The sequence below is a fragment of the Campylobacter sp. RM9328 genome (genome assembly GCF_012978615.1).
On the sequence record NZ_LIWF01000005.1, the window covers coordinates 117,288 to 138,654 of the forward strand.

Consider the following 21,367-nt stretch of genomic DNA (forward strand, 5'->3'; position numbering starts at 1 on the left):
GCTTGCACAAAGCTTCGTTAAATTTTATTTTTTCTTAAAAAATCGTGAAATTTTAGCCTGCAGTTTAAACTGCTCTGCAAGCTCCATTATAGGGTAAGCTCCTGCGTATTTTTTACCGCCTTCTAAATTTTTGCTAACGCCTCCACGTGCAGCTACTTGCGCAAAGTCGCCGACACTCACATGTCCTGCAGAACCGCTTTGTCCGCCCATAACAACGTTTCTACCAAGTATAGTTGAGCCAGCAAGTCCTGTTTGTGAGACGATAAGACATCCCATGCCAAGTTCACAGTTGTGACCTATTTGAACCAAATTATCAACCTTGCTAAAATCAGCCACAACAGTGCTTTCAAACACGCCTCTATCTATCGTAGTGCATGCACCGATCTCTACGTAATTACCTAAGACAACATTGCCGTTGTGGTAAATTTTGACATGCTCGCCTGTTTTTGTATGTGCATAACCAAACCCGTCAGAGCCTATGACACAATTTGCAAGCAAATGACACTCATCACCTACGATACAGTCGTTATATATCACTACGTTTGGATGGATTATGCAGTTTTTGCCGATTTTTACATTATCGCCTAAAAATGCCCCCGCCATAATGACGGTATTTTCCCCAACCACAACATTTGATCCGATATATACATTTGGCATTATATTTGCGCTAGGATCTATGCTTGAGTCTTTTTTCTCGCAAAATAACGGCTTTGCGTAATCCTTACTAAGTATGGCAAACGCTAAATGGGGATTATCACACACCAGTGCCGTCATGCCCGAAGGAACGAATTCAAGTAAATTTTTAGTTACTAAAATTGCTCCCGCATTTGAACCGCTTATAAATTTAGCATTTTTCTCGCCGTCACAATACGTAAGTTCGGCTTTATTTGCATTTTTAAGAGAATTTAATGCAAAAATTTCAATATCTTCTCCGTCAAAACTCGCGCCCGTTTTTTGTGCAATTTCACTTAATTTCATCTTATATATCCATCAAAACCGATCCACCGCGAACGATGTCTACCGGATTAAATTTCTTTATCGCTTTTAGGAAATTATCTATCCTATTTGCATCATCGGCAACCATAACAATGATATAGTTTTCATTTGTATTTGCCACGCTTCCATTATATGCTTTTAGTATCGCATCAAGCCCACCAAAATTTTCATTTAGAGGAATTTTGATAAGAGCCATCTCTTTTTCCACAAATTCACCGCTTTCTATAACCTTGTAAGTGGGTATGAGCTTGTGAAGTTGCTTTACTATCTGCTCTAAAACTCGCTCATCTCCGCTTGTAACGATACTTAAACGAGAAAAACCGCTTTCAGGGATAGGGGCAACAGTAAGACTGTCGATATTGTAACCTCGCCCGGCAAAAAGCCCTGAGATCCTAGATAAAACTCCGTGTTCGTTTAAAACTATAACTGATATTACTCTTCTTATTGCACTCATTTTTGACCCTTATCATCAAGTATCATGTTGTATATCGCAGCCCCTGCAGGAACCATCGGAAGAACATTTTCAAAGCGATCTACCACGACGTCGATAAGTGAAATTTTATCGCTCTTAAGTGCTGCATTTAATGCATCTTCAAATTCTTTTTTGGTTTTTACCCTAAAACCTACTCCACCAAAACTTTCCGCAAGCTTGACAAAGTCAGGCTGGATACTAAGATCAGTGTTTGAATATCTATGCTCATAGAAAAATGTCTGCCACTGACGAACCATACCCAAAAAGCTGTTGTTTAAGATGATATTTACAACTGGCTTTTTATCAACAACCGAGGTCATAAGCTCTTGGATATTCATAAGAATAGAACCATCGCCGGTAAAATTTATAACAGGCTTATCGCCAACAGCCCATTTTGCACCAAGAGCAGCAGGTAAACCAAAGCCCATAGTCCCTTGACCACCGCTTGTTACAAGCTGTCTAGGTTTGTTAAAGGCAAAAAATTGCGCAACCCACATCTGATGTTGTCCAACATCGGTGGACACAACTACATCATCGCCTACCATTTGTGATGTTTTTTCTATAACCCACTGAGGTTTTAAAACTTCCTCGCTATCTGTGTATTTCAAAGGATACAAAGAGTTGTAGCGAGCTAAAATTTCACGCCATTTTTCAAAGTTTTCAGGTTTAGCATTTATGCGACCCATGAGTTCACTAAGAACTGATTTTAGATCGCCAACTATCGGAAAATGTGCATTAACTATTTTTGAGATAGAGCTTGGATCGATGTCTACGTGAATTATCTTAGCGTGTTTTGCAAATTCGCTTAATTTACCTGTTATCCTATCGTCAAACCTAGCTCCCAAGGCTATCAAAAGATCGCTTTCGCTAAGAGCCATGTTAGCAGCATAACTTCCGTGCATACCTGCCATGCCTAAATTTAACTCGTCATCATCTCTCATAACACCAAGCCCCATAAGCGTAGTTATGGCAGGAATTCCTGTCTTTTTAGCAAATTCTCTAATTAGCTCACTAGCTCCGCTTATGATCGCACCGCCTCCTATATAAAGCAGCGGTCTATTGCTTGCTTCGATGATCTCGGCAGCTTTTTTTATCTGTTTTGCGTTGCCCTTATAAGTAGGCTTGTATGTCGGGATATTTATCTCTTTTGGATACTCAAATTTTCCTATAGCAGCAGTTATATCCTTTGGTATATCGACATGAACAGGACCCGGTCGTCCGGTGCGAGCTATATAAAACGCTTCTTTTAAAATTCTAGGCAGCTCTTCAATATTTTTAACTAAGTAGTTATGCTTAACACAGGGACGAGATATGCCGACCGCATCTATCTCTTGAAATGCGTCTGTTCCGATTAGTGATGTGGCGACTTGTCCGCTAATGAGCACCAAAGGGATGCTATCGCTATATGCCGTAGCTAAGCCCGTAACGGCATTTGTAAATCCTGGTCCTGAAGTAACAAAAGCAACTCCTACTTTACCGCTAGCACGCGCATAACCGTCTGCAGCATGAACGGCTGCTTGCTCATGACGAGTAAGAACATGTCTAAAATACTCTTGCTTATATGTTTCATCATAGATATTTAGCGCAGCACCGCCAGGATAGCCAAAAACAACTTCGACACCCTCGAGTTTAAGCGCTTCGCTGATCATTTGTGAGCCGTTTAACTCTTTCATTATTTATCGCCTTACTTTTAAAAATTTATGTTAGATTATATCTCAAATTACGTTAAAATCACATGATTTTGATCAAATTTAAGCATAAATTAAAAATTTTTGTTACACTTTTTGAAATTTTTACGTAGTTTAAATTTATTAAACGACCCCTCAAGTGAGTGAGCCGTTTAAATTTGAAGCATTAAAAAGGCCAGATGGCTTCCATTATGCGAGTTCCCCATGGTTTTTTGGTAGATCTATCAACATCACCCTCTGTTTTGTATAAAATTTTTGCGTCAGCGATATATCTTGAGTCTATTTCGTTTGTTTGAGAAATGTCATACGGGCGTATAACACCGCTTACTTGCATAATCTGCTTTTCACCGTTTATTAAAAGTTCGCGATTGCCCTCTATGAAATAATTGCCATTATTTAAAATTTTAATTATACGTGCCGAGATAGTTGCGTTAAAGCGCTCGTTTCTACTTGTTGTTCCGCTGCCATTAAAAGAATTCTCTCCGCCTGCACTAAAGCCTATGTTGCCGTATTTATTTAGCTGTCTTGCTACATTTGATAACGGTGAGCCTCCTGCAGTAAAAGTACCGGCTCCCAAAGAGGTTGTGCTGTTTTTACTTGTTTGTTTGCTTCCTGTTGATGTTTGACTTGCAGTCTCTGATATCACGATAGTTACGATATCATTTACATTCATAGCTTTACGATCCGAAAATAACGGGTCTTTTCCGCGACCGTAAAGACTTCCTGCGTTACTTTGACCACTTCCACTATCTTTTGACGGTAGTTGCTCGACATAAACCGGTGGCTCCATATTAATATGCGGATCAACGCTTGGGGTGCAACCTAAAAAAAGTAAACTCGTAGCAAAAATCGTCATACAATTTCTAATTCTCATAAAAAACCTTAAAAATTTTTCTATTTTTATGCTAAAATCAAGCAAATAAAGTTCCAAAAAAGGTTTCAGGATGAATTTTTGTTACACTATTTGCGATGAAAATTTCTCTTATTTTAAGCGAAATATCTTAAACAAATTTAAAAATATCGCAGAATTTGAAATATTTTTTACACAACAAGATAAAGATGATTTTACAAACTCCAACGAAAAGGAATTTTTCCTTAAACTCATAGAAAAATTTGAAAATTTAAAAGCACAAAACGACTTTGTTATCATAAAAGGTTGCGAAAGTTTTAGCGTGTTTGGGAAAAATGAGCTAAATTTAAAAATCGCAAAAAATTTAAATGCTCCGATATTTGAGCTAAAAAATTTAAAGGCATTAAAAAGCCTAAATAAAAATTCAAAGCTTTTAATAACCGATAGTGTAGATGAAATTTTAGCTTCAACACAAAATATAATCACGCCTTATAAATTTGCATACGATCTTGCAAAAAGAGCAAATAAATTTCATAAAAACGTAGTTTTAGTAGAGAGTGAAGATGAGAGAATTTTAAAAGCAGCCGACATTTTATTAAAACAAGATGCGGTTAAGATCACACTTTTGGGCGATAAAAACAAAATAGACAAAAACGCTTTAAAACTAGGACTTGATCTAAAAAAAGCTACTATCATAAATCCAAAACAAAACAACCACTCAAATGACTTTGCCGATAAAATTTACGAGCTTAGAAAAACAAAAGGTATTAGTATAGAAAAAGCGCGCGAAATGGCGTGCGATCCGACTTATTTTGCCACCATGTTGGTTTATGAAGGCTTGGCTGATGCTATGGTAAGCGGGGCAAATACAAGCTCTGCTGACACCATACGCCCTGCCCTTCAGATAATCAAAACAAAACCGGACACAAAACTGGTTTCTAGCGTATTTTTTATGGCGATGGATGAGGAAATTTTTGCCTTTGCCGACTGCGCTATAACGCCAAATCCAAACGAAGAAGAGCTTGCAAGCATAGTTGTTAGCACGGCAAAAAGCGCTTTTTCTTTTGGTATAGAGCCACGCATAGCTATGTTAAGCTACTCAACCGCAAATAGTGGAAGCGGAAAAGATGTGGAATTTGTAAAAGAAGCTGCGAGGATAGCGCTAGAGCTTGATCCTAGTTTAAAAATAGCCGCACCGATACAATACGACGCGGCGATAGATATAGATGTGGCAGCCAAAAAAATGCCAAATTCAGATGTAGCAGGACAAGCAAATGTATTTATCTTTCCAAATTTAAACTGCGGAAATATCTGCTATAAAGCCGTCCAAAGAAGTGCAAATGCCGTTGCGATGGGTCCTGTGCTTCAAGGACTAAACAAGCCTGTAAATGATCTAAGTCGCGGTTGTTTGGTTGAAGATATAGTAAATACAGTCCTAATAAGCGCCATACAAGCAGGAGAGTAATATGAAAATTTTAGTTTTAAATTCCGGAAGTAGTTCTATAAAATTTCAACTATTTTTAATGCAAAATGAAGAGAGTATCGCAAGCGGGATAATCGAGCAAATCGGTGCGGAAAAATCAAGAGCCGTTTTAAAAGCAAACGGAAAAGTTTATGAAAAATTTTTACCCATACAAGATCACCACGAGGGACTTGAGGTTATGAATGAGCTATTTAGAGAGTCAAACACTCTTCATGATCTAAGCGAACTTGACGGCATAGGACATCGCATCGTCCATGGAGGAGAAAATTTCTTTAGCTCTATGCTAGTAAACGATGAAGTTATAAAAAAGATAGAAGAGACCAGCCCACTGGCACCTCTTCATAACCCAGGACATATAGCGGGGATTAAAAACGCAATGCAAAGTAGTAAAAACGTCCCGCATGTAGTTGTTTTTGACACGGTGTTTCACCAAAGCATGCCAGAATACGCCTATAGATACGCTCTTCCATATGAAATTTGCAAAGAACATCATATAAGAAAATACGGCTTTCACGGCACTTCTCATAATTATGTTTGCAAACGCGCGGCGACCTTAATGGGTATAGATCACGATAAATTTAACGCCATTTCCCTTCATCTTGGCAATGGCGCTAGCGTATGTGCGGTGCAAAATGGAAAAAGCGTAGATACTTCTATGGGACTTAGTCCGCTTGAAGGACTTATAATGGGAACTAGAAGTGGCGACATAGACCCTGCAGCACTTGTCTATCTGCTAAACGCAAACGTGCTAAAATGGGACGAGATAGATACATTTTTAAATAAAAAAAGCGGGCTATTTGGAATTTGTGGTTCAAGCGACATGAGAGACGTGGTTGCTAAAATGCAAAGCGACGAACGAGCAAAACTTGCTTTTGATATGTTTTGTTACCGTGTCAAAAAATATATCGGTGCATATTACGCAGTTTTAGGCAGAGTTGATGCGATAATCTTTACCGGTGGTATCGGCGAAAATGCTCCAAACACACGCCAAAAAATTTGTGATGATCTAAAAATTTTAGGCATTCATATCAACCACGATTTAAATTTTGATACCTCAAATTCATCAGAAAGATGTCTTGATGAGGACGATGCTAGAACAAAGGTCTTTGTCATACCGACAAACGAAGAGCTTGAAATAGCAAGAGAGACAAAAAAAATCATAGAAAACAGAGGTAAATAATGAGAATTTTACTTGCGTGCGTGTTTATGTTTATACAAATTTTTGCAGACCAAAGCAATATAACACAAGAAATGAGCGCCTTAGAACAAGGGTGTAAAAATTCGGTTGCAAAGGACTGTTACCGTCTTGGCATTATATTTGAAATGCAAAAAAATCAAGCCAAAGCCGCAGAGTATTATAACCTTGGTTGTGAGCTTAGCAACATGAGCGCATGCCATGACTTCGCGATCATATCGTTAGAAATTCCTGACGCTAACAAAAGCAAGATAGGCGATTAAATTTTACTCGCCTCTTGTTTGAGTTGCATTATCTTCTTTTAAATTTTCATTTGCGTTAAATTCGTTAAAAAGCTCGCTATAACGCTCTTTTGCACGCTTTATAATTTCATCTTGTATCGTAAAATTTTCTTTTAAATTTAAGATATTTTCACAAGCATTTAGATAACCAAGCTCATCACAACTTTTCATTAAATATAAAATTCCAAGCTTCAAGCTATCTCTTTTTTCTAGTCTTGTATCAAGCTTAGGACTTACTTCATCGTTTATATACATAAGCCCTAGCTCCTCGCAAGCCATATCGTCATTTGACTCACACCCTGCATAAAATATCTCAAATGCAGCGTTAAAATTTCCCTCTTTTAGCTCATACATGCCCTTATCAAAGTCGTCGATGTCAAAGCTAAAAGCCAAAAGTGTAAAAAATAAAAACAATATAATCTTTTTCATTACATAAAACTCGGTGCGTCGTTTGAAAACAATATAACATCGCCTATTTTAGTGTTTTTTGCCAAAATTTCTTGCATATTAGCCTTATCTTTTATGATGATTATCTGCGGTTTTATTATACTTTTTAAAAGCGCTTGTGCATTTAATGGGCTTGATATCATAACAACATCAAAAATTTCATTTATGATCCTACCAAGCCTTTCGTTTTCTTGCGGACTTGACTCAACAATACCGGGAGTTATTAATACCTTTCGTCCCTCGAATGTGCTCACAAGCTCATAGCTAGCACTCATACCTGCAAAATTTCCGTTAAAGCTATCGTCTATTATCAGCTTTCCACCTGCTTCTATCTTTTGCAAACGATGTTCTACGTTTTTAATTTTTGAGAGGTTTTTATCTATCTTCTCTTCGCTTACACCAAGAATTTTAGCCACTTTTATACATGCGGCTAAATTTACGGCATTAAATTTACCAAGCAAGTTTGCGTGATAGCTTTTACCATCAAGTATGAAATTTAAGCCACTAAGATCAGCCTTTACATCGCTTAAGCTTTCATCATAAATTTCTTGCTTATCATCTGGGTTTTGTAATGTCGAGCTATGTAAAAAAGCTGCTTCAAGCCTTTTACTACAAAGCGCCTCAAGCTTTGTTGAGCGTATGTTTTCAAGACTTTTAAAATACTCAATATGCTGAGCACCTATCTCACCAACTACGACAATGTGGGGATTTAAAAATTCCGTAATCTGAGCTATGTCACCCTTAAGTCTAGCGCCTGCTTCGGCTATATAAATTTGTGTCTGCGAAGTCAAATTCTCGTTTACGTCTTTGATCAGCCCCGTCAAAGTATTTACGCTTCTTGGTGTCTTATGGCATATAAAATCATCTCTTAAAAGCTCAAAAAGAAAATTTTTGATACTTGTTTTTCCGTAACTTGCAGTGATTAGGATTATTTTTAGTTCAGGCAAAAGAGCTAGCTTTTTATCGGCTTTTTTTCTAAAATTTAAAGCATTTATCTTTTCATAAAAATGACTTAAAACCAATGAAGCTGCGATAATTAACAAAACATCGGTATCAAATTTACCATTTATAATAAAATTCATAACTCCAAAAGAGACAACAGCAAGTGTTAAAAATATAAAAAATCTCTTAATTCTAGCGGTAAAAACAAGCTTCTTGTCAAGCTTTTTATGCCACAAATAAAGACTTGGCAGATACGCAAAATAAAAATAAATATAAAAATACTCTCCAGTCGTATAAAAAAGAACAAGCGGAACTATGGCAAAAAAAACGTGCCAAAGCGGTTTTGTAAAATGAAAAACAACTCGCTCAAAACGATAAGAAAACCACTGAAAGCAAGTTATCGTATAAAACGATATCGCATAAATAAAAAATACCTTACTAACATTAAAAAACAACTCCTCTAGGCTCACCTTATCTCCTCTATACCACTATCTTCTTGCAAATCTATATCGACCATAGTATCGACACCCATGCCATCTTCTATCGTTTGCGATATAATTTTAGCATGAAGTAAAAAGAAAAAATGATCGCCCTCAAGCGGAAAAAATTCGCTATTTTTTATAAATTTATGTATCTTCTCGCCACTTTTTAGACTGGTAGCTCTGTCGTTTTTACCCCAAAATATTAAGGCTTTGTTTTTAAAATTTTCAAATTTAGATGAAAAGTCCTCGTCAACAACGTTTTTTAGGGTTTCATACATAGTTCTACTCATCCCGCTTACATCTTTTGAGGCAAAAAGTCTATAGAATTTACCAAATCCCAGTAACTTAAAAAACTTGAAAACAGCTATCTTAAACCTAACTGACAAAGGCTTTTTCTCAACTATGCCAGCAGAGCTTAGAAGAACTAAATTTACAGGCTCAAGTAGTGTTGCAACCTTACCTCCAAAGCTATGACCTGCGATGATAGCGGGTTTAGTTGAAAGTTCGGCGATAAAAGCACGAATGATTTTCGCGTAGTCTTTTGTTTTTAAAGGAGAGTTTATACTGCTTGCTCCAAAACCAGGCATATCGACATAAATATGACAAAAATTTGTCAAATGCGCACCAAAAGCCTTTTTCATTATCTCTTTGTTTGCACCCCAGCCATGCAAAAATAATATGGCGTTTTCACATTTTGGATTTAAAATTTCATAACTTATATCATAGCTTTCAAAGCCGACTTTTATCTTCTTACTCGCCATTGTTTTCTCGCTTTTTAGAGCTATAAATAGCCTCTAGGACGGCTACCGCTTTTTCCAGACGTTCGTATTCGCTCATGTTTAATAAAACAGCCTCAAATTTGTTGTTTTTTACGATAACCGCGCGTTTTATCTCGTTCTTGCTTATCCTTGTTAGGATAGAGCTAAAATTTCTCACAACCTCGGTTGCGGTATAAATTTCATCTTTACTAAACGTAGTCATAACATCTCTTTACATAAAATTTTATGTAAAATTTAACATATTTTTATTTATGATTTGCTTACGTTCTTATACTTTTGAGCCTTTTGAATGCACTATTGAATTTAAAAATTTATAATCAACTTTGATGTTTTTTGGTTTTGTAAGTGAATTTGCCAACTCATTTAAAACCCCCTCAAAGTCATCAAAAAGATAGTTTGCCAAGCTTCCAGGGTTTGGATTTATCTCATTTAAATACACTTTATCATCTATAACGAAAAAGTCGCAACGTATAAGCGCTCCATCAAACCCGCACTCGTAAATTTTTGCAAATGCCGACTTTAGTTCATCTTCGAGCTCTTTTGAAATTTCAGCTTTAGCGACTTTGTTTTCATTTGAAAAGCTAAGATACTTTTGTTCATAGTCTAAAAATTCTTTTTTTCTTGGCTCTTCAATGATAGAGAATTTAATCTCACCATTTATCTTGCAGCCTGCTAAATTATACTCTTTAACACCCTTAATAAAAGGCTCGACTAAGACCTCATCGTCAAATTCAAATGCGACATCTTGTGCGTATTCAAGTTCACTTTCATCTTTTACGACGCCAACTCCGATACTACTTCCTAGCCTAAGCGGCTTTAGGATAAAGGGGAAATTTATAGTAGGAAGCTTGCCTCTTTTTATAACCTCGTATTCAAGCGTTTTGACATTAGCTTTTTTAGCTAAAAATTTAGTAAGTTCTTTGTTAAAACTCAACACGCTAGCCTCAAGTCTAGGCCCTATATACTCGATACCGTAAAAATCAAACAACGACGCTATCTTGCCGTCTTCACCATCCATGCCGTGGATAAGATTTATATAGATTTCGGTTTCAAGTTTTTTTACACCAAAGAGTGAATGTGTGTAAAATCCGCCTTGAGACAAGAATAGTTTTTTACATTTTTTATACTTGCCTGTGCTAAAGAAATTTGCCCTCATGTCGTCTTTTTCTACAAGGTAGAAGTCACGCTCCCCATCGCAAAAAACAAAAGTAAGCTCTTGCTTTAAGATATTTTTTAACACGATAGCGCTTATTATGCTTATTTCATGTTCGTAACTTTTAGCCCCAAAAACTATACCTAATTTCATATTTTTCCTTTATTTATGCTAATTTTTTAAGTGCTTCTTTTATAAGATCGCTAGTATTTAAACTCTTGCACTCGGGTAAAATTTTAACTATTTTTTCTCTTTTAAAGCCAAGCGCTTCAAGCGCAAGTAGTGCTTCTGACTGATAACTTGGCACACTCTCTTCGCTTATTAGTTTTGCGTCACTTAGCTCTGCAATTATTCTACGAGCAGTCTTTGGACCTATACCTGGGACTTGCTTTATCGTGTCGGCATCTCCGTTTAACACGGCATTTGTAAAGCCATTTGGAGTAAGACTTGAACAAACCGCCATTGCCGTTGATGCGCCTATTCCGCTAAGTTTTATCAACATTTCAAACATCTTTTGTTCGTTAATGTCTAAAAATCCATACAGTAAATTTGCATCTTCTCTAATAATCTGAGTGATATTTAGTTCTATCTTGGTTCCACTTTCAAGTTTTGCAGAACAAAACAGCGATATAAACACCCCATAACTAATCCCGCTAAGTGTTTTTAATACCACAAAACCGGGGTCTTTTTTAGTTATTACACCCTCTATAGCCTTTATCATTCTTTTTCCTGCTTTTGTTTTTGCTCAAATTCTTCCAAGCGATTTGACCTTTTTATTTTATATTCTGTCTCGCCGTCTTCATTTTCTACCTTTTCTAGGCTTATAACACGAGCCATTTCATTTTGTTTTGTAGAGTATGTGATATTTTGAGGGGGGTCAACTAATATAAATTTGATCTCATTTAAGTCTATCCAAGTGCTTCGGTTGATTATCTTTGCTTCAAAAATGCTGTTTTGCATAGCATTAAGCTTCTCTTTAAGAGTAAGTATCAGCTCTTTTTTATCCTTGTGCTCTTTTAATAAAGAGTTATACTCGGTTACTAATTCTTGATACTCTTTTAGCTTTTTCATAAATGTAACCGGAGGTATAACCTTTGACTTTGTAAGCTCTTCAACCTTGGCCTTTATGAGATAGATAGAATTTCTGTTTTCATCTATAATGTTTTTCTTAACACCTAGATGTTTTTTTATCGATGCAAGCTCGGCTCGAAGCTCCTCTATATGCTTAACATAAGTTTGCATATCCTCTTCAGAGTCATCTTTGATCCTGCCAGTATCGATGATAAATCTATTATTCGTTCCGCGAAGGTATTTTACCTCTATTAAATTTTGTGCAGTTAATGTGCAGTTTGAGCCAAGTGTTTCTACATAGATATTTTCAGCAGTTATACTACCACCTATGACACTTTTAACCGTTACATTTTTGCCAACGACGCTACCATTTTCAAGCCTATCGATACTCACGTCATCGCCCTCAACATACCCTATATGTATGCCTATATTGGCATCTTTTGCGTAAATTTTAGCCTTTGCATGAGTTTGCCCGCCTATAACCACGCGATTTGCTTTTACAACGGCATTTGAGGCGACATTGCCCTTTATCTCAACCTCGTCAGCCTCCACGACCACACCTGTTCCGATGGCATCTTTTACAGCATCTGTCTCTTTTACGACAAGGGTTACGTTTGAGTCAAGTCCGGTTTGAACAGAACCTGTGTTTTTAAAATTTATCTCATTTATCTCAAGGCGATCTTGTATGTCGTAAACGCCTTTATCTTCTATTACATAACCAGAGGTTTTTGCCGTAAATTTAACCGAGACCTCATCTTCTGTACGGATGATATTTGGAGTTATATTTATCTCAGGTTCACCATCGACTTTAGCTTCTGGGACATATATAAATTTACCCCTTACATCACGTCCGTTTGAGCCATTTTTTGGCTTTAGTTGCTCTATTATCAGCTCATCTTCCATAACACCAAGCAAAAACCCGCGACTAGCGTAGTCTATCTTGTCCTTGTTTTCTTCGTTATAAAATTTAGTTTTATAATGATATATAGTTTGAGCATCGATCGATTTTACGGGATTTATACCGCTTGTTAAGGTAAAAGTTCGTTCAGTATCTATCATGTCTTTTACACGTAAAATAGACGCTATACGAAGCAACTCTTCTTTTGCATCACCCATCCTGATACCTATCAAAATTTGGGCTTTCATAAGTTGCTTGGCAATATAGTCAAACATTATCTTTTCATATCCGAGCACATACTTGCATTCGTTACTTCTATGAACCTTGACTATGATCTTAGTAACAAGGCTGTTTACTCCGATAGAAATTTTAGGAAGTTTTATAGGCTCTTCCAAACGTTTATCATAAAATTCCAAATGGTAGTTTTGAGTAATGTGAAGCTTTGGATCTAAGAAAAATTCATCATCATCAAATATCTTAAGCTCGTCCTCATTAAGCACTACCGGTTCTAAATTTTCTTCGTTAGTATAAGAAGTTACGATGTTTTGTATGCGAAAATCAATAAATTCTACAGGTATGCCGTGATCCGCACTAAGTTTGCGCATATAGACATACGGAGAATCTGTTTCTATTTGTATTGGAGCTAGAAAATTTTCTTGCTCTTTTATGTTTTCGCTCAAAAATTTAACCTTAGATAAAAAATGTCAGCTATTATCTCAAAAAAATAATTAAAGTTGGGTTAGTATAAACGCCAAATTTTTGCCATAGCTAGCCTGTTGTTATCAAAATTTTACGAAAAACGTAAATGTTATTCCCTTTTAAAATTTATTTTGTTACTATTTATAGTTTTAAATTTTTAGGCGGGTTTATGTTTATAAAAGGCTTTTTTTCAAATTCCGCAGGCATTATGCTGTCGCGTGTTCTTGGGCTTTTGCGCGATCTTTTAAGCGCTTCTATATTGGGCGCAGGACTTTTTAGTGATCTATTTTTTGTTGCATTTAAAATACCTAATTTATTTCGCAGGATATTTGGCGAAGGTGCTTTTACGCAGGCGTTTTTACCAAATTTTAGCAAAGCAAAGAAAAAAGGTATATTTGCAGCAGAAATCTTCTTAAAATTTTTATTTTTTATAGGCATTTTAACTCTTGCGGTTAATCTTTTTACCGAGTATTTTATACGTATAATCGCAAGCGGTCTAAGTAATGAAGCAATACTTGAAGCAGTGCCTTTGGTAAATATAAATTTTTACTACCTTGGTTTAATATACATAGTTACTTTTATGGGTTCGCTGCTTCAATACAGAGGGCACTTTGCAACGACCGCCTTTTCTACGGCACTTTTAAATATAGCAATGATCGTCGCCCTACTCTTATCTCGCAACCAAAGCGAAAAAATAGTTGCTTACTATCTAAGTTTTGGCGTTGTAATAGGTGGTGTTTTACAAGTTTTAGCACATATCATTGCTATGAAAATAAACGGTATCGGCAAGCTTTTTGTCGGTGGCTTAAAAGCTTATACTCAAAAAAAACGAGCAAATGTCAAAGGATTTTTTATAAATTTTTACCACGGGCTACTTGGCTCATCAGCTATGCAAATAAGTGCTTTTATGGATACTTGGCTAGCTTCGTTTTTAGCGGCAGGCAGTATCAGTTATCTGTTTTACGCAAACAGAATTTTTCAACTTCCGCTTGCGATATTTGCCATTGCACTCACACAAGCTCTTTTTCCAAAGATAACAAAACTCCTTAAAGAAAAAGACGAAAAAAACGCACTTATCTGGACTAAAAAAAGCTTTTATGTGTTATTATCCGTACTTAGTTTAGCTACTATAGGCGGCGTAATGCTTAGCGAATTTATAGTTTGGCTTTTGTTTGAGCGTGGAAATTTTACAAGACAAAACACAATAGAGTGCGCACAAGTCTTAAGTGCATACATGCTAGGACTTGCCCCTTTTGGCTTGGCTAAAATTTTTTCCCTTTGGCTTTATGCTAAAATGCAACAAAAATTAGCCGCTAAAATTTCTATAATCTGCCTTGTAGTAAATCTCGCATTAGCAGTCATTTTAATGCAGTTTTTAGCCGCTAGCGGTTTAGCTCTAGCAAGCTCGATAGGTGGCTTTTTGCAGCTTATTTTATATATCCATGCTTTTGGATGGAGCAAATTTTTAGATATAATCGAACTTAAAAAAATCTCTCTCATACTCTTAGCTTGCACTGTTTTGATAGTGATTTTACAATTTTTAAAGGAATTTTTTAATGCAAATTTTTGATAGTGTAAAAAAAGAAAAGCTAGAATTTAAGCCGATAAGAAACGGCGAAGCAAACATTTATCTATGCGGTCCGACCGTTTATGATGATGCACATTTAGGTCATGCAAAATCTGCGATAAGCTTTGATATGCTCAGACGCACATTAAAAGCCTTGGGGTATAAGGTTAAATTTGTTAGAAACTACACTGACATAGATGATAAAATTTTAAAAAAAATGAGCGAAAGTAATAAAAGTTTAGCAGAGATAACCTCACACTATATAGATAGTTATAAAGCCGACATGAACGCACTAAACGTCCTAGAGCCAGACATCTCGCCAAAGGCTACGGAGTGTATCGAAGAGATGATAAGATATATCCAAATTTTACTTCAAAAAGATGTTGCTTACACTCTTGAAGACGGGGTTTATTTTGATACGAGCAAAGACGGCAAATATCTTAGCCTAAGCGGTAAAAGTGCAGACTTAGAGACCATAGCAAGAGTTGATATAAATGACAAAAAACGCGATAAAAAAGACTTCGTGCTGTGGAAATTTGATGAAAAATGGTATGAAAGTCCATTTGGCAAAGGACGCCCTGGATGGCACTCCGAATGTGTCGCCATGATAAAGAAGTATTTTAACGGGGACGAAAACTACGAGATAGACATACATGCAGGTGGCATAGACTTGCTCTTTCCTCATCATGAAAACGAAGCCGCGCAGTGCAGATGTGCCAACCACAAAGACCTTTCTAAATACTGGATGCATAACGGCTTTATCCAAATAAACGGCGAAAAAATGAGTAAAAGTCTTCAAAATAGCTTCTTTGTCAAAGATGCGCTTAAACACTATCACGGAGAAGCCTTGAGATTTTATCTATTAAGCAGTCATTATCGAGCGAATTTTAACTACTCTGAGCTTGATTTGGAGGCGTCCAAAAAAAGACTTGATAAACTTTATAGACTTAAAAAGAGAATTTTAGGCGTAAACGCCGGAGATGTAAGTCAGGAATTTAAAGTTGAAATTTTAGAGGCTCTAAGTGATGATCTAAACACTTCAAAAGCACTTGCCGCACTTGATGAGTTTGTAAAAACTGCCAATGAAAAACTTGATGAAAATCCAAAAGACAAAATTTATAAAGCACAAATAGCGGCAAACATAAAATTTATAAATGAAATTTTCGGTATAGCGCAAAAAGATAGCTTTGAGTATTTTCAATTTGGCGTAAGTCAAAGCGAGAAAGAGCGTATAAACGAACTTATAACACAAAGAAGCGAAGCTAAAAAAGAGAGAAATTTTGAAAGAGCAGACATAATACGCCAAGAGCTAAGCGCTATGGGTATAAGTATCATGGATACTCCGGAAGGTACGATGTGGGAGAGAGTGTGAAGCAGTTTAATCTAAAAAGTGTTTTAAAGCGTTTTGCTCCGTATTTTAGGGACTATGTGCCACATTTTATCCTAGCTATTATCGGCATGATATTTGCGAGCTTAGGCACTGCCGCAACCGCGTATCTAGTCGAGCCCGTGTTAAACAAAATATTTGTCGAAAAGAACGAGGCTTTGCTTTACACCCTGCCTTACGCGATAATAGCTATCTATCTTCTAAAAAATATCGGAGCATTTACACAAGCGTATTTTACGGCGTTTATCGGACAAGATATTATTAGGAGATTTCGCGAGAAAATAGTAGCAAATTTACTTTCTCTTGATATGAAATTTTTTAACGAATTTCGCACGGGAGAGCTGATAAGTCGCTGTATAAACGACATAGACCGCATAAGAACCATAGTCTCTACGATGATACCTGAACTTATTAGAGAGTCGATCACGGTTGTTGGGCTTTTATGCGTGGTAGTATATCAAAGTCCAAGTCTTGCCTTTTTTGCGCTAGTTGTCTTACCTGCAGCAATCTACCCGATATCAAAGCTTGCAAAAAGGATGAAGAAAATTTCTCGTGCCTCACAAGAAAAAACATCCGATATAACCTCTGTTTTGAGCGAAATTTTTACAAATATCGAGATAATTAAAGCAAATAACGCACAAAAATACGAACACGAAAGGTTTGTTACAGAAAACAATAAATTCTTTAAATTAAATTTAAAAAGCGTTAAAATCGAACAGCTTGTAAGCCCTATGATGGAGACTATCGGCTCTATCGGCATAGTCGCAGTCATAATCATCGGCGGTAAAGAGGTCATTAGCGGCGATCTTAGTGTCGGTGCTTTCTTTTCGTTTTTAACAGCGCTTTTTATGCTCTATACTCCCGCAAAACGTATGGTAAATATCTATAATAAAATGCAAGACGCTATCGCGGCAAGCGAAAGAACATTTGAGCTAATGGATAAAAAAAGTCAGATAAAAGAGGGACAAGACGAGCTAAAAGACAAAATAGAAAGCATAAATTTCAAAGATGTCTATCTTGACTACTACGAAAAAAGCATCTTAAAAGGGATAAATTTAACCGCGCATAAATCAGAGCTCATAGCGCTTGTGGGCTCAAGCGGAGGTGGAAAAACATCTCTTATGAATTTACTTGTTAGATTTTATGAGCCGACTAAAGGAAATATACTAATCAACGAACGAGATTTGAGCAACTTTAGCTTCTCGTCCATTCGTAAAAATATCGGACTTGTAACACAACGCGTTTATATATTTAACGATACGATAGCTAAAAACGTAGCATACGGTAGAGATTTTGACAAAAATGCCGTTATAAATGCGTTAAAAATGGCAAACGCATATGAATTTGTATCTGCAATGGATGATGGCATAGATAGTATTTTAAATGAATTTGGCACAAATTTATCAGGCGGGCAAAGACAACGTATTGCTATAGCTAGAGCGCTTTATGCAAACCCTCAAATTTTAATCTTCGACGAAGCTACAAGCGCACTTGATAACGAAAGTGAAAAAGAGATAACAAGCGCTATAAACAACTTACGAAAAGATAAGATAATATTTATCATCGCTCACCGTTTAAGCACTGTGCAAAATGCCGACAAAATAGCCGTTTTAAGCGGAGGTAAAATCGTTGGCATAGGCAAAGATAGCGAGCTTGAAAACAGCTGTGAAGTCTATGCAAAACTTAAGGGCAAAGCATTAGTTTAAGGCGTTTTTTGATAAAATTAGCAAATTTGAATGCCTAAAGAGGAAAAAATGAGTCTTAACTACGATACTTTAAAGTCTGTATTTTTTAAATTTGACCCTGAAACCGCACACAAGATCGCTGAAGTCGCAATGATCGGTGCAAACTGTGTATTTCCGGGCTCACTTAGCTTTTTAGCGAACAAATGCGTGATAAATGACGTCAGACTTCAACAAAATTTACTAGGAAGCATTTACAACAACCCTATCGGCATTGGTGGTGGTTTTGACAAGAACGCAACCATGTTTGCCGCACTTACGGCACTTGGCTTTGGCTATCTTGAATTTGGCACATTTACACCAAAAGCGCAACCAGGCAACCAAAAACCACGTCTTTTTCGTTTAGTTGAAGAAGAGAGTATACAAAATGCTATGGGCTTTAATAATGACGGCAGCCAAAAGATAAAGCAGCGAGTAGAAAAACTATATCCCAACGTAGTGCCACTTTGGGCAAATATCGGCAAAAACAAAATCACTCCAAATGAAAAAGCGATAGAGGATTATGAAGTATTAGTAAAAGATTTTAGTGAAATTTGTGATGCTTTTGTAGTAAATATCTCATCTCCAAACACTCCAAATTTGCGCGATCTACAAGAGAGTGAATTTATAACAGAGCTTTTTAGCAAAATAAAACCTTTAACTAAAAAGCCTATTATTTTAAAAATTTCACCCGACTTAAGCCACGAAAAAGCGATAAAGCTCTCTCAAAGTGCCGTAGCCAGCGGCGCTGACGGTATCATCGTTTCAAACACAAGTATAGACTACTCTCTATCAAATTCACCCAAACTTCAAAATTTTGGCGGACTAAGCGGCAAGGTCATCACTCAAAAATCAAGAGAAATTTTTAAAGCAGTAGCGGACGAACTTTACGGCAAAACTGTGCTAATTGCTTGTGGTGGTATAGATAATGCACAAGAGGCTTATGATCGTATTAAAATGGGTGCCAGTTTGATACAAATTTTTACAAGCTTTATCTTTAAAGGTCCTATGATCTGTCGTGATATAAACGAAGGGCTTTTAAAACTTTTAGAAGCAGACGGTTACGCAAACATTAGTGAAGCTATCGGCGTTGACGTTAGAAAGTAAGGACAAGAATTGATAAAATTTAACAAACTAAAACTTGCTAATAAACTTGAAATTTATCACATACCTTTAAACAAAGGCTCAAAAGTCATAAATGTAGATATATTTTACAAAGTTGGTTCACGTAACGAGATCATGGGTAAAAGTGGTATCGCACACATGCTTGAGCATCTAAATTTCAAATCAACCAAAAATTTAAAAACCGGAGAATTTGACGAGATAGTTAAAGGTTTTGGCGGTTCAAACAACGCTAGCACGGGCTTTGACTATACGCATTATTTTATCAAATGTTCAAATTCAAATTTAGAAAAATCCCTAGAACTTTTTGCAGAACTTATGTCAAATTTAAGCCTAAAAGACAAAGAGTTTCAGCCTGAAAGAGATGTCGTCCATGAGGAGCGCAGATGGAGAACAGACAACAATCCTATAGGCTATCTTTACTTTAGACTGTTTAATAACGCCTTTATCTATCATCCATATCACTGGACGCCTATCGGTTTTATAAAGGATATACAAAACTGGAACATAAAAGATATTAAAGAATTTCACGAAACATACTATCAGCCACAAAACGCCATCTTGCTAATAGTCGGTGATATCAGCAAAAAAGAGGCATTTAGGCTTGCAAAAGAGAAATTTGAACATATAAAAAATAAAAACAAAATTCCAAAACTACACTGTGTAGAGCCTGAACAAGACGGCGCTAAGCGTGCTATTGTCTATAAAGATACACAAACACAAATGCTCGCAATTGCTTATAAAATTCCTCCGTTTAACCACAATGATCAAATCGGATTAAACGCACTAAGCGAATACCTAAGCAACGGCAAGAGCTCACTACTTCAGCGTGTTTTAGTTGATGAACTTCAGCTTGTAAATCAAATTTACGCATACAATCTTGACAGTATAGATGAAAATTTATTTATATTTTTAGCCATCTGCAACCCTGATGTAAGGGCCGAGGATGTCGAAATTAAGATCAAAGAGCTAATAAACGATCTCAAAGAAAATTTAGTAAGCGATGATGATGTCTTAAGGGTTAAAAATTTAATCAAAAGCGACTTTGTTTATTCGTTTGATAGCTCGGCAAGAGTTGCAAATTTATATGGAAGTTATCTTGCAAGAGGCGACATAAGCCCTCTTTATAAATTTGAAGAAAATATAGAAAATATCGATGCAAATATGCTTAAACAAACGGCACAAAAATACTTTGTCGATAAAAAATCAACAACGATAATCTTAAAAAAGGAAGAGCAATGAGCGAAATTTTACAAGGTGGTATGACTGCCCTTATAACGCCTTTTCGTAACGGTAAACTAGACGAAGAAACCTATGAAAAACTGATAAAAAGACAGATAAAAAACGGCATAGACGTTGTTGTTCCAGTAGGCACAACCGGCGAGAGTGCCACGCTAACGCATGATGAGCACCGCGTTTGCATAGAAATAGCCGTAAATGCGTGCAAAGGCACAAATGTTAAAGTACTAGCAGGTGCCGGAAGTAACGCAACTCATGAAGCCATCGATATAGCACAATTTGCTCAAAGTCACGGTGCGGACGGCATACTTTCAGTTGCTCCGTATTATAATAAACCAACCCAAGAAGGACTTTATCTACACTACAAAGCCCTAGCTCAAAGCGTTGAAATTCCGGTCATTTTATATAACGTTCCGGGTCGTACAGGCTCAGATATCTTACCAAAAACAGCGATTAGAATTTTTAGGGATTGCAAAAATGTTATCGGCATAAAAGAGGCAACCGGAAGCATAGACAGATGTGTTGATATCTTAGCTCACGAGCCAAATATCTTAGTTATAAGCGGAGAGGACGCCATAAACTATCCAATCCTTTCAAACGGTGGCAAAGGCGTGATCTCGGTAACGGCGAATTTACTTCCAAATAAGATAGCCGATCTTACACATTTTGCATTGCAAGAAAAATTTAAAGAAGCAAAAGCTATAAATGATAATCTTTACGATATAAACAAAGTTTTATTTTGCGAGAGCAACCCGATACCTATAAAAGCGGCAATGTTTATCGCGGGCCTCACACCGACATTAGAGTATCGTCTGCCACTTTGCAATCCAAGTAACGACAACCTAAAACTTATTGAACAAACAATGAAAAAATACAACATAAAAGGATTTTAATG

20 protein-coding genes are annotated in these 21,367 nt (G+C 36.6%); 9 read left to right on the forward strand and 11 right to left on the reverse strand.

From position 1 onward, the window contains the following. Positions 1-24: 24 nt before the first annotated feature. The 4 genes from lpxD to flgH all read right to left on the reverse strand — a co-directional run bounded on the left by lpxD (position 25) and on the right by flgH (position 4,030). Complete coding sequence (lpxD, locus tag CCAL9328_RS04915) at positions 25-978, reverse strand: UDP-3-O-(3-hydroxymyristoyl)glucosamine N-acyltransferase (protein WP_170000160.1); 954 nt, start codon at positions 976-978, stop codon at positions 25-27. 1 nt (position 979) lies between these two features. Then, entirely contained in the window at positions 980-1,441 is a 462-nt protein-coding gene (gene ilvN, locus CCAL9328_RS04920; RefSeq protein ID WP_169938530.1) for an acetolactate synthase small subunit, read from the reverse strand. 5 nt (positions 1,442-1,446) lie between these two features. After that, positions 1,447-3,141: an acetolactate synthase large subunit gene (locus tag CCAL9328_RS04925; RefSeq protein ID WP_169938486.1), complete on the reverse strand. Its 1,695-nt coding sequence runs from the start codon at positions 3,139-3,141 to the stop codon at positions 1,447-1,449. 181 nt (positions 3,142-3,322) lie between these two features. Next, complete coding sequence (gene flgH, locus CCAL9328_RS04930) at positions 3,323-4,030, reverse strand: flagellar basal body L-ring protein FlgH (RefSeq protein WP_169938488.1); 708 nt, start codon at positions 4,028-4,030, stop codon at positions 3,323-3,325. Between the two features lie 70 nt (positions 4,031-4,100). On the opposite strand from flgH, the gene pta reads away from it, so the two are divergent. The 3 genes from pta to CCAL9328_RS04945 are packed head-to-tail and all read left to right on the forward strand — an operon-like array spanning position 4,101 to position 6,947. Further along, complete coding sequence (gene pta / locus CCAL9328_RS04935; RefSeq protein WP_170000161.1) at positions 4,101-5,471, forward strand: phosphate acetyltransferase; 1,371 nt, start codon at positions 4,101-4,103, stop codon at positions 5,469-5,471. Between the two features lies 1 nt (position 5,472). Beyond that, a complete protein-coding gene (locus tag CCAL9328_RS04940; RefSeq protein WP_169971774.1) occupies positions 5,473-6,669 on the forward strand; it encodes an acetate kinase in 1,197 nt (398 codons plus the stop codon). Then, entirely contained in the window at positions 6,669-6,947 is a 279-nt protein-coding gene (locus tag CCAL9328_RS04945) for an SEL1-like repeat protein (protein ID WP_170000162.1), read from the forward strand. Before CCAL9328_RS04940 ends, CCAL9328_RS04945 begins: the two co-directional genes overlap by 1 nt. 3 nt (positions 6,948-6,950) lie before the next feature. Here the strand turns inward: CCAL9328_RS04945 and CCAL9328_RS04950 are convergent, their stop codons facing one another. The 7 genes from CCAL9328_RS04950 to CCAL9328_RS04980 form a co-directional block, all read right to left on the reverse strand. Continuing rightward, positions 6,951-7,394 (reverse strand): sel1 repeat family protein, encoded by a 444-nt coding sequence (locus tag CCAL9328_RS04950; protein ID WP_170000163.1) that lies wholly within the window; start codon positions 7,392-7,394, stop codon positions 6,951-6,953. Beyond that, positions 7,394-8,824 carry a Mur ligase family protein gene (locus CCAL9328_RS04955; RefSeq protein ID WP_170000164.1) on the reverse strand — a complete coding sequence of 477 codons (1,431 nt, stop codon included), beginning with the start codon at positions 8,822-8,824 and terminating at the stop codon, positions 7,394-7,396. Before CCAL9328_RS04955 ends, CCAL9328_RS04950 begins: the two co-directional genes overlap by 1 nt. Further along, a complete protein-coding gene (gene estV / locus CCAL9328_RS04960; RefSeq protein WP_170000165.1) occupies positions 8,821-9,597 on the reverse strand; it encodes an EstV family lipase in 777 nt (258 codons plus the stop codon). Before estV ends, CCAL9328_RS04955 begins: the two co-directional genes overlap by 4 nt. Then, positions 9,587-9,817 carry a type II toxin-antitoxin system Phd/YefM family antitoxin gene (locus CCAL9328_RS04965; protein ID WP_169938503.1) on the reverse strand — a complete coding sequence of 77 codons (231 nt, stop codon included), beginning with the start codon at positions 9,815-9,817 and terminating at the stop codon, positions 9,587-9,589. Before CCAL9328_RS04965 ends, estV begins: the two co-directional genes overlap by 11 nt. 66 nt (positions 9,818-9,883) lie before the next feature. Next, a complete protein-coding gene (locus CCAL9328_RS04970) occupies positions 9,884-10,921 on the reverse strand; it encodes a D-alanine--D-alanine ligase (RefSeq protein ID WP_169971778.1) in 1,038 nt (345 codons plus the stop codon). 13 nt (positions 10,922-10,934) lie between these two features. Next, positions 10,935-11,489 (reverse strand): Holliday junction branch migration protein RuvA, encoded by a 555-nt coding sequence (ruvA, locus tag CCAL9328_RS04975; protein ID WP_169938507.1) that lies wholly within the window; start codon positions 11,487-11,489, stop codon positions 10,935-10,937. Then, positions 11,486-13,417: a flagellar assembly protein A gene (locus CCAL9328_RS04980; RefSeq protein ID WP_169938509.1), complete on the reverse strand. Its 1,932-nt coding sequence runs from the start codon at positions 13,415-13,417 to the stop codon at positions 11,486-11,488. The genes ruvA and CCAL9328_RS04980 overlap by 4 nt, the downstream gene beginning before the upstream one ends. A 188-nt stretch (positions 13,418-13,605) precedes the next feature. Here CCAL9328_RS04980 and murJ point away from each other — a divergent pair, with 188 nt between their 5' ends. From murJ to dapA, 6 genes are read left to right on the forward strand one after another with little or no spacing between them, the layout of a single operon-like run. Next, a complete protein-coding gene (gene murJ / locus CCAL9328_RS04985; RefSeq protein WP_170000166.1) occupies positions 13,606-15,006 on the forward strand; it encodes a murein biosynthesis integral membrane protein MurJ in 1,401 nt (466 codons plus the stop codon). After that, the gene (gene cysS / locus CCAL9328_RS04990; protein ID WP_170000167.1) at positions 14,993-16,375 is read left to right on the forward strand and encodes a cysteine--tRNA ligase; all 1,383 of its coding nucleotides are present in this window, start codon (positions 14,993-14,995) and stop codon (positions 16,373-16,375) included. Before murJ ends, cysS begins: the two co-directional genes overlap by 14 nt. Next, positions 16,372-18,096, forward strand: a complete 1,725-nt coding sequence (locus tag CCAL9328_RS04995) for an ABC transporter transmembrane domain-containing protein (protein ID WP_169938515.1) — start codon at positions 16,372-16,374, stop codon at positions 18,094-18,096. Before cysS ends, CCAL9328_RS04995 begins: the two co-directional genes overlap by 4 nt. 48 nt (positions 18,097-18,144) lie before the next feature. Then, the gene (locus CCAL9328_RS05000) at positions 18,145-19,218 is read left to right on the forward strand and encodes a quinone-dependent dihydroorotate dehydrogenase (protein WP_170000170.1); all 1,074 of its coding nucleotides are present in this window, start codon (positions 18,145-18,147) and stop codon (positions 19,216-19,218) included. Between the two features lie 9 nt (positions 19,219-19,227). Beyond that, the gene (locus CCAL9328_RS05005) at positions 19,228-20,475 is read left to right on the forward strand and encodes a M16 family metallopeptidase (RefSeq protein WP_169971783.1); all 1,248 of its coding nucleotides are present in this window, start codon (positions 19,228-19,230) and stop codon (positions 20,473-20,475) included. Next, on the forward strand, positions 20,472-21,365 hold the full coding sequence (dapA, locus tag CCAL9328_RS05010) for a 4-hydroxy-tetrahydrodipicolinate synthase (RefSeq protein ID WP_169971784.1): 894 nt from the start codon (positions 20,472-20,474) through the stop codon (positions 21,363-21,365). Before CCAL9328_RS05005 ends, dapA begins: the two co-directional genes overlap by 4 nt. Positions 21,366-21,367 lie beyond the last annotated feature (2 nt).

Bases quoted from the DNA above. Each gene is read 5' to 3' on its own strand.
- CCAL9328_RS04945 (WP_170000162.1), top strand. From the start codon at position 6,669: ATGAGAATTTTACTTGCGTGCGTGTTTATGTTTATACAAATTTTTGCA.
- flgH (WP_169938488.1), bottom strand. From the start codon at position 4,030: ATGAGAATTAGAAATTGTATGACGATTTTTGCTACGAGTTTACTTTTT.
- murJ (WP_170000166.1), top strand. From the start codon at position 13,606: ATGTTTATAAAAGGCTTTTTTTCAAATTCCGCAGGCATTATGCTGTCG.
- pta (WP_170000161.1), top strand. From the start codon at position 4,101: ATGAATTTTTGTTACACTATTTGCGATGAAAATTTCTCTTATTTTAAG.
- CCAL9328_RS04965 (WP_169938503.1), bottom strand. From the start codon at position 9,817: ATGACTACGTTTAGTAAAGATGAAATTTATACCGCAACCGAGGTTGTG.
- estV (WP_170000165.1), bottom strand. From the start codon at position 9,597: ATGGCGAGTAAGAAGATAAAAGTCGGCTTTGAAAGCTATGATATAAGT.
- dapA (WP_169971784.1), top strand. From the start codon at position 20,472: ATGAGCGAAATTTTACAAGGTGGTATGACTGCCCTTATAACGCCTTTT.
- lpxD (WP_170000160.1), bottom strand. From the start codon at position 978: ATGAAATTAAGTGAAATTGCACAAAAAACGGGCGCGAGTTTTGACGGA.
- ruvA (WP_169938507.1), bottom strand. From the start codon at position 11,489: ATGATAAAGGCTATAGAGGGTGTAATAACTAAAAAAGACCCCGGTTTT.
- CCAL9328_RS04925 (WP_169938486.1), bottom strand. From the start codon at position 3,141: ATGAAAGAGTTAAACGGCTCACAAATGATCAGCGAAGCGCTTAAACTC.
- cysS (WP_170000167.1), top strand. From the start codon at position 14,993: ATGCAAATTTTTGATAGTGTAAAAAAAGAAAAGCTAGAATTTAAGCCG.
- CCAL9328_RS05000 (WP_170000170.1), top strand. From the start codon at position 18,145: ATGAGTCTTAACTACGATACTTTAAAGTCTGTATTTTTTAAATTTGAC.
- CCAL9328_RS04940 (WP_169971774.1), top strand. From the start codon at position 5,473: ATGAAAATTTTAGTTTTAAATTCCGGAAGTAGTTCTATAAAATTTCAA.
- CCAL9328_RS04970 (WP_169971778.1), bottom strand. From the start codon at position 10,921: ATGAAATTAGGTATAGTTTTTGGGGCTAAAAGTTACGAACATGAAATA.
- CCAL9328_RS04950 (WP_170000163.1), bottom strand. From the start codon at position 7,394: ATGAAAAAGATTATATTGTTTTTATTTTTTACACTTTTGGCTTTTAGC.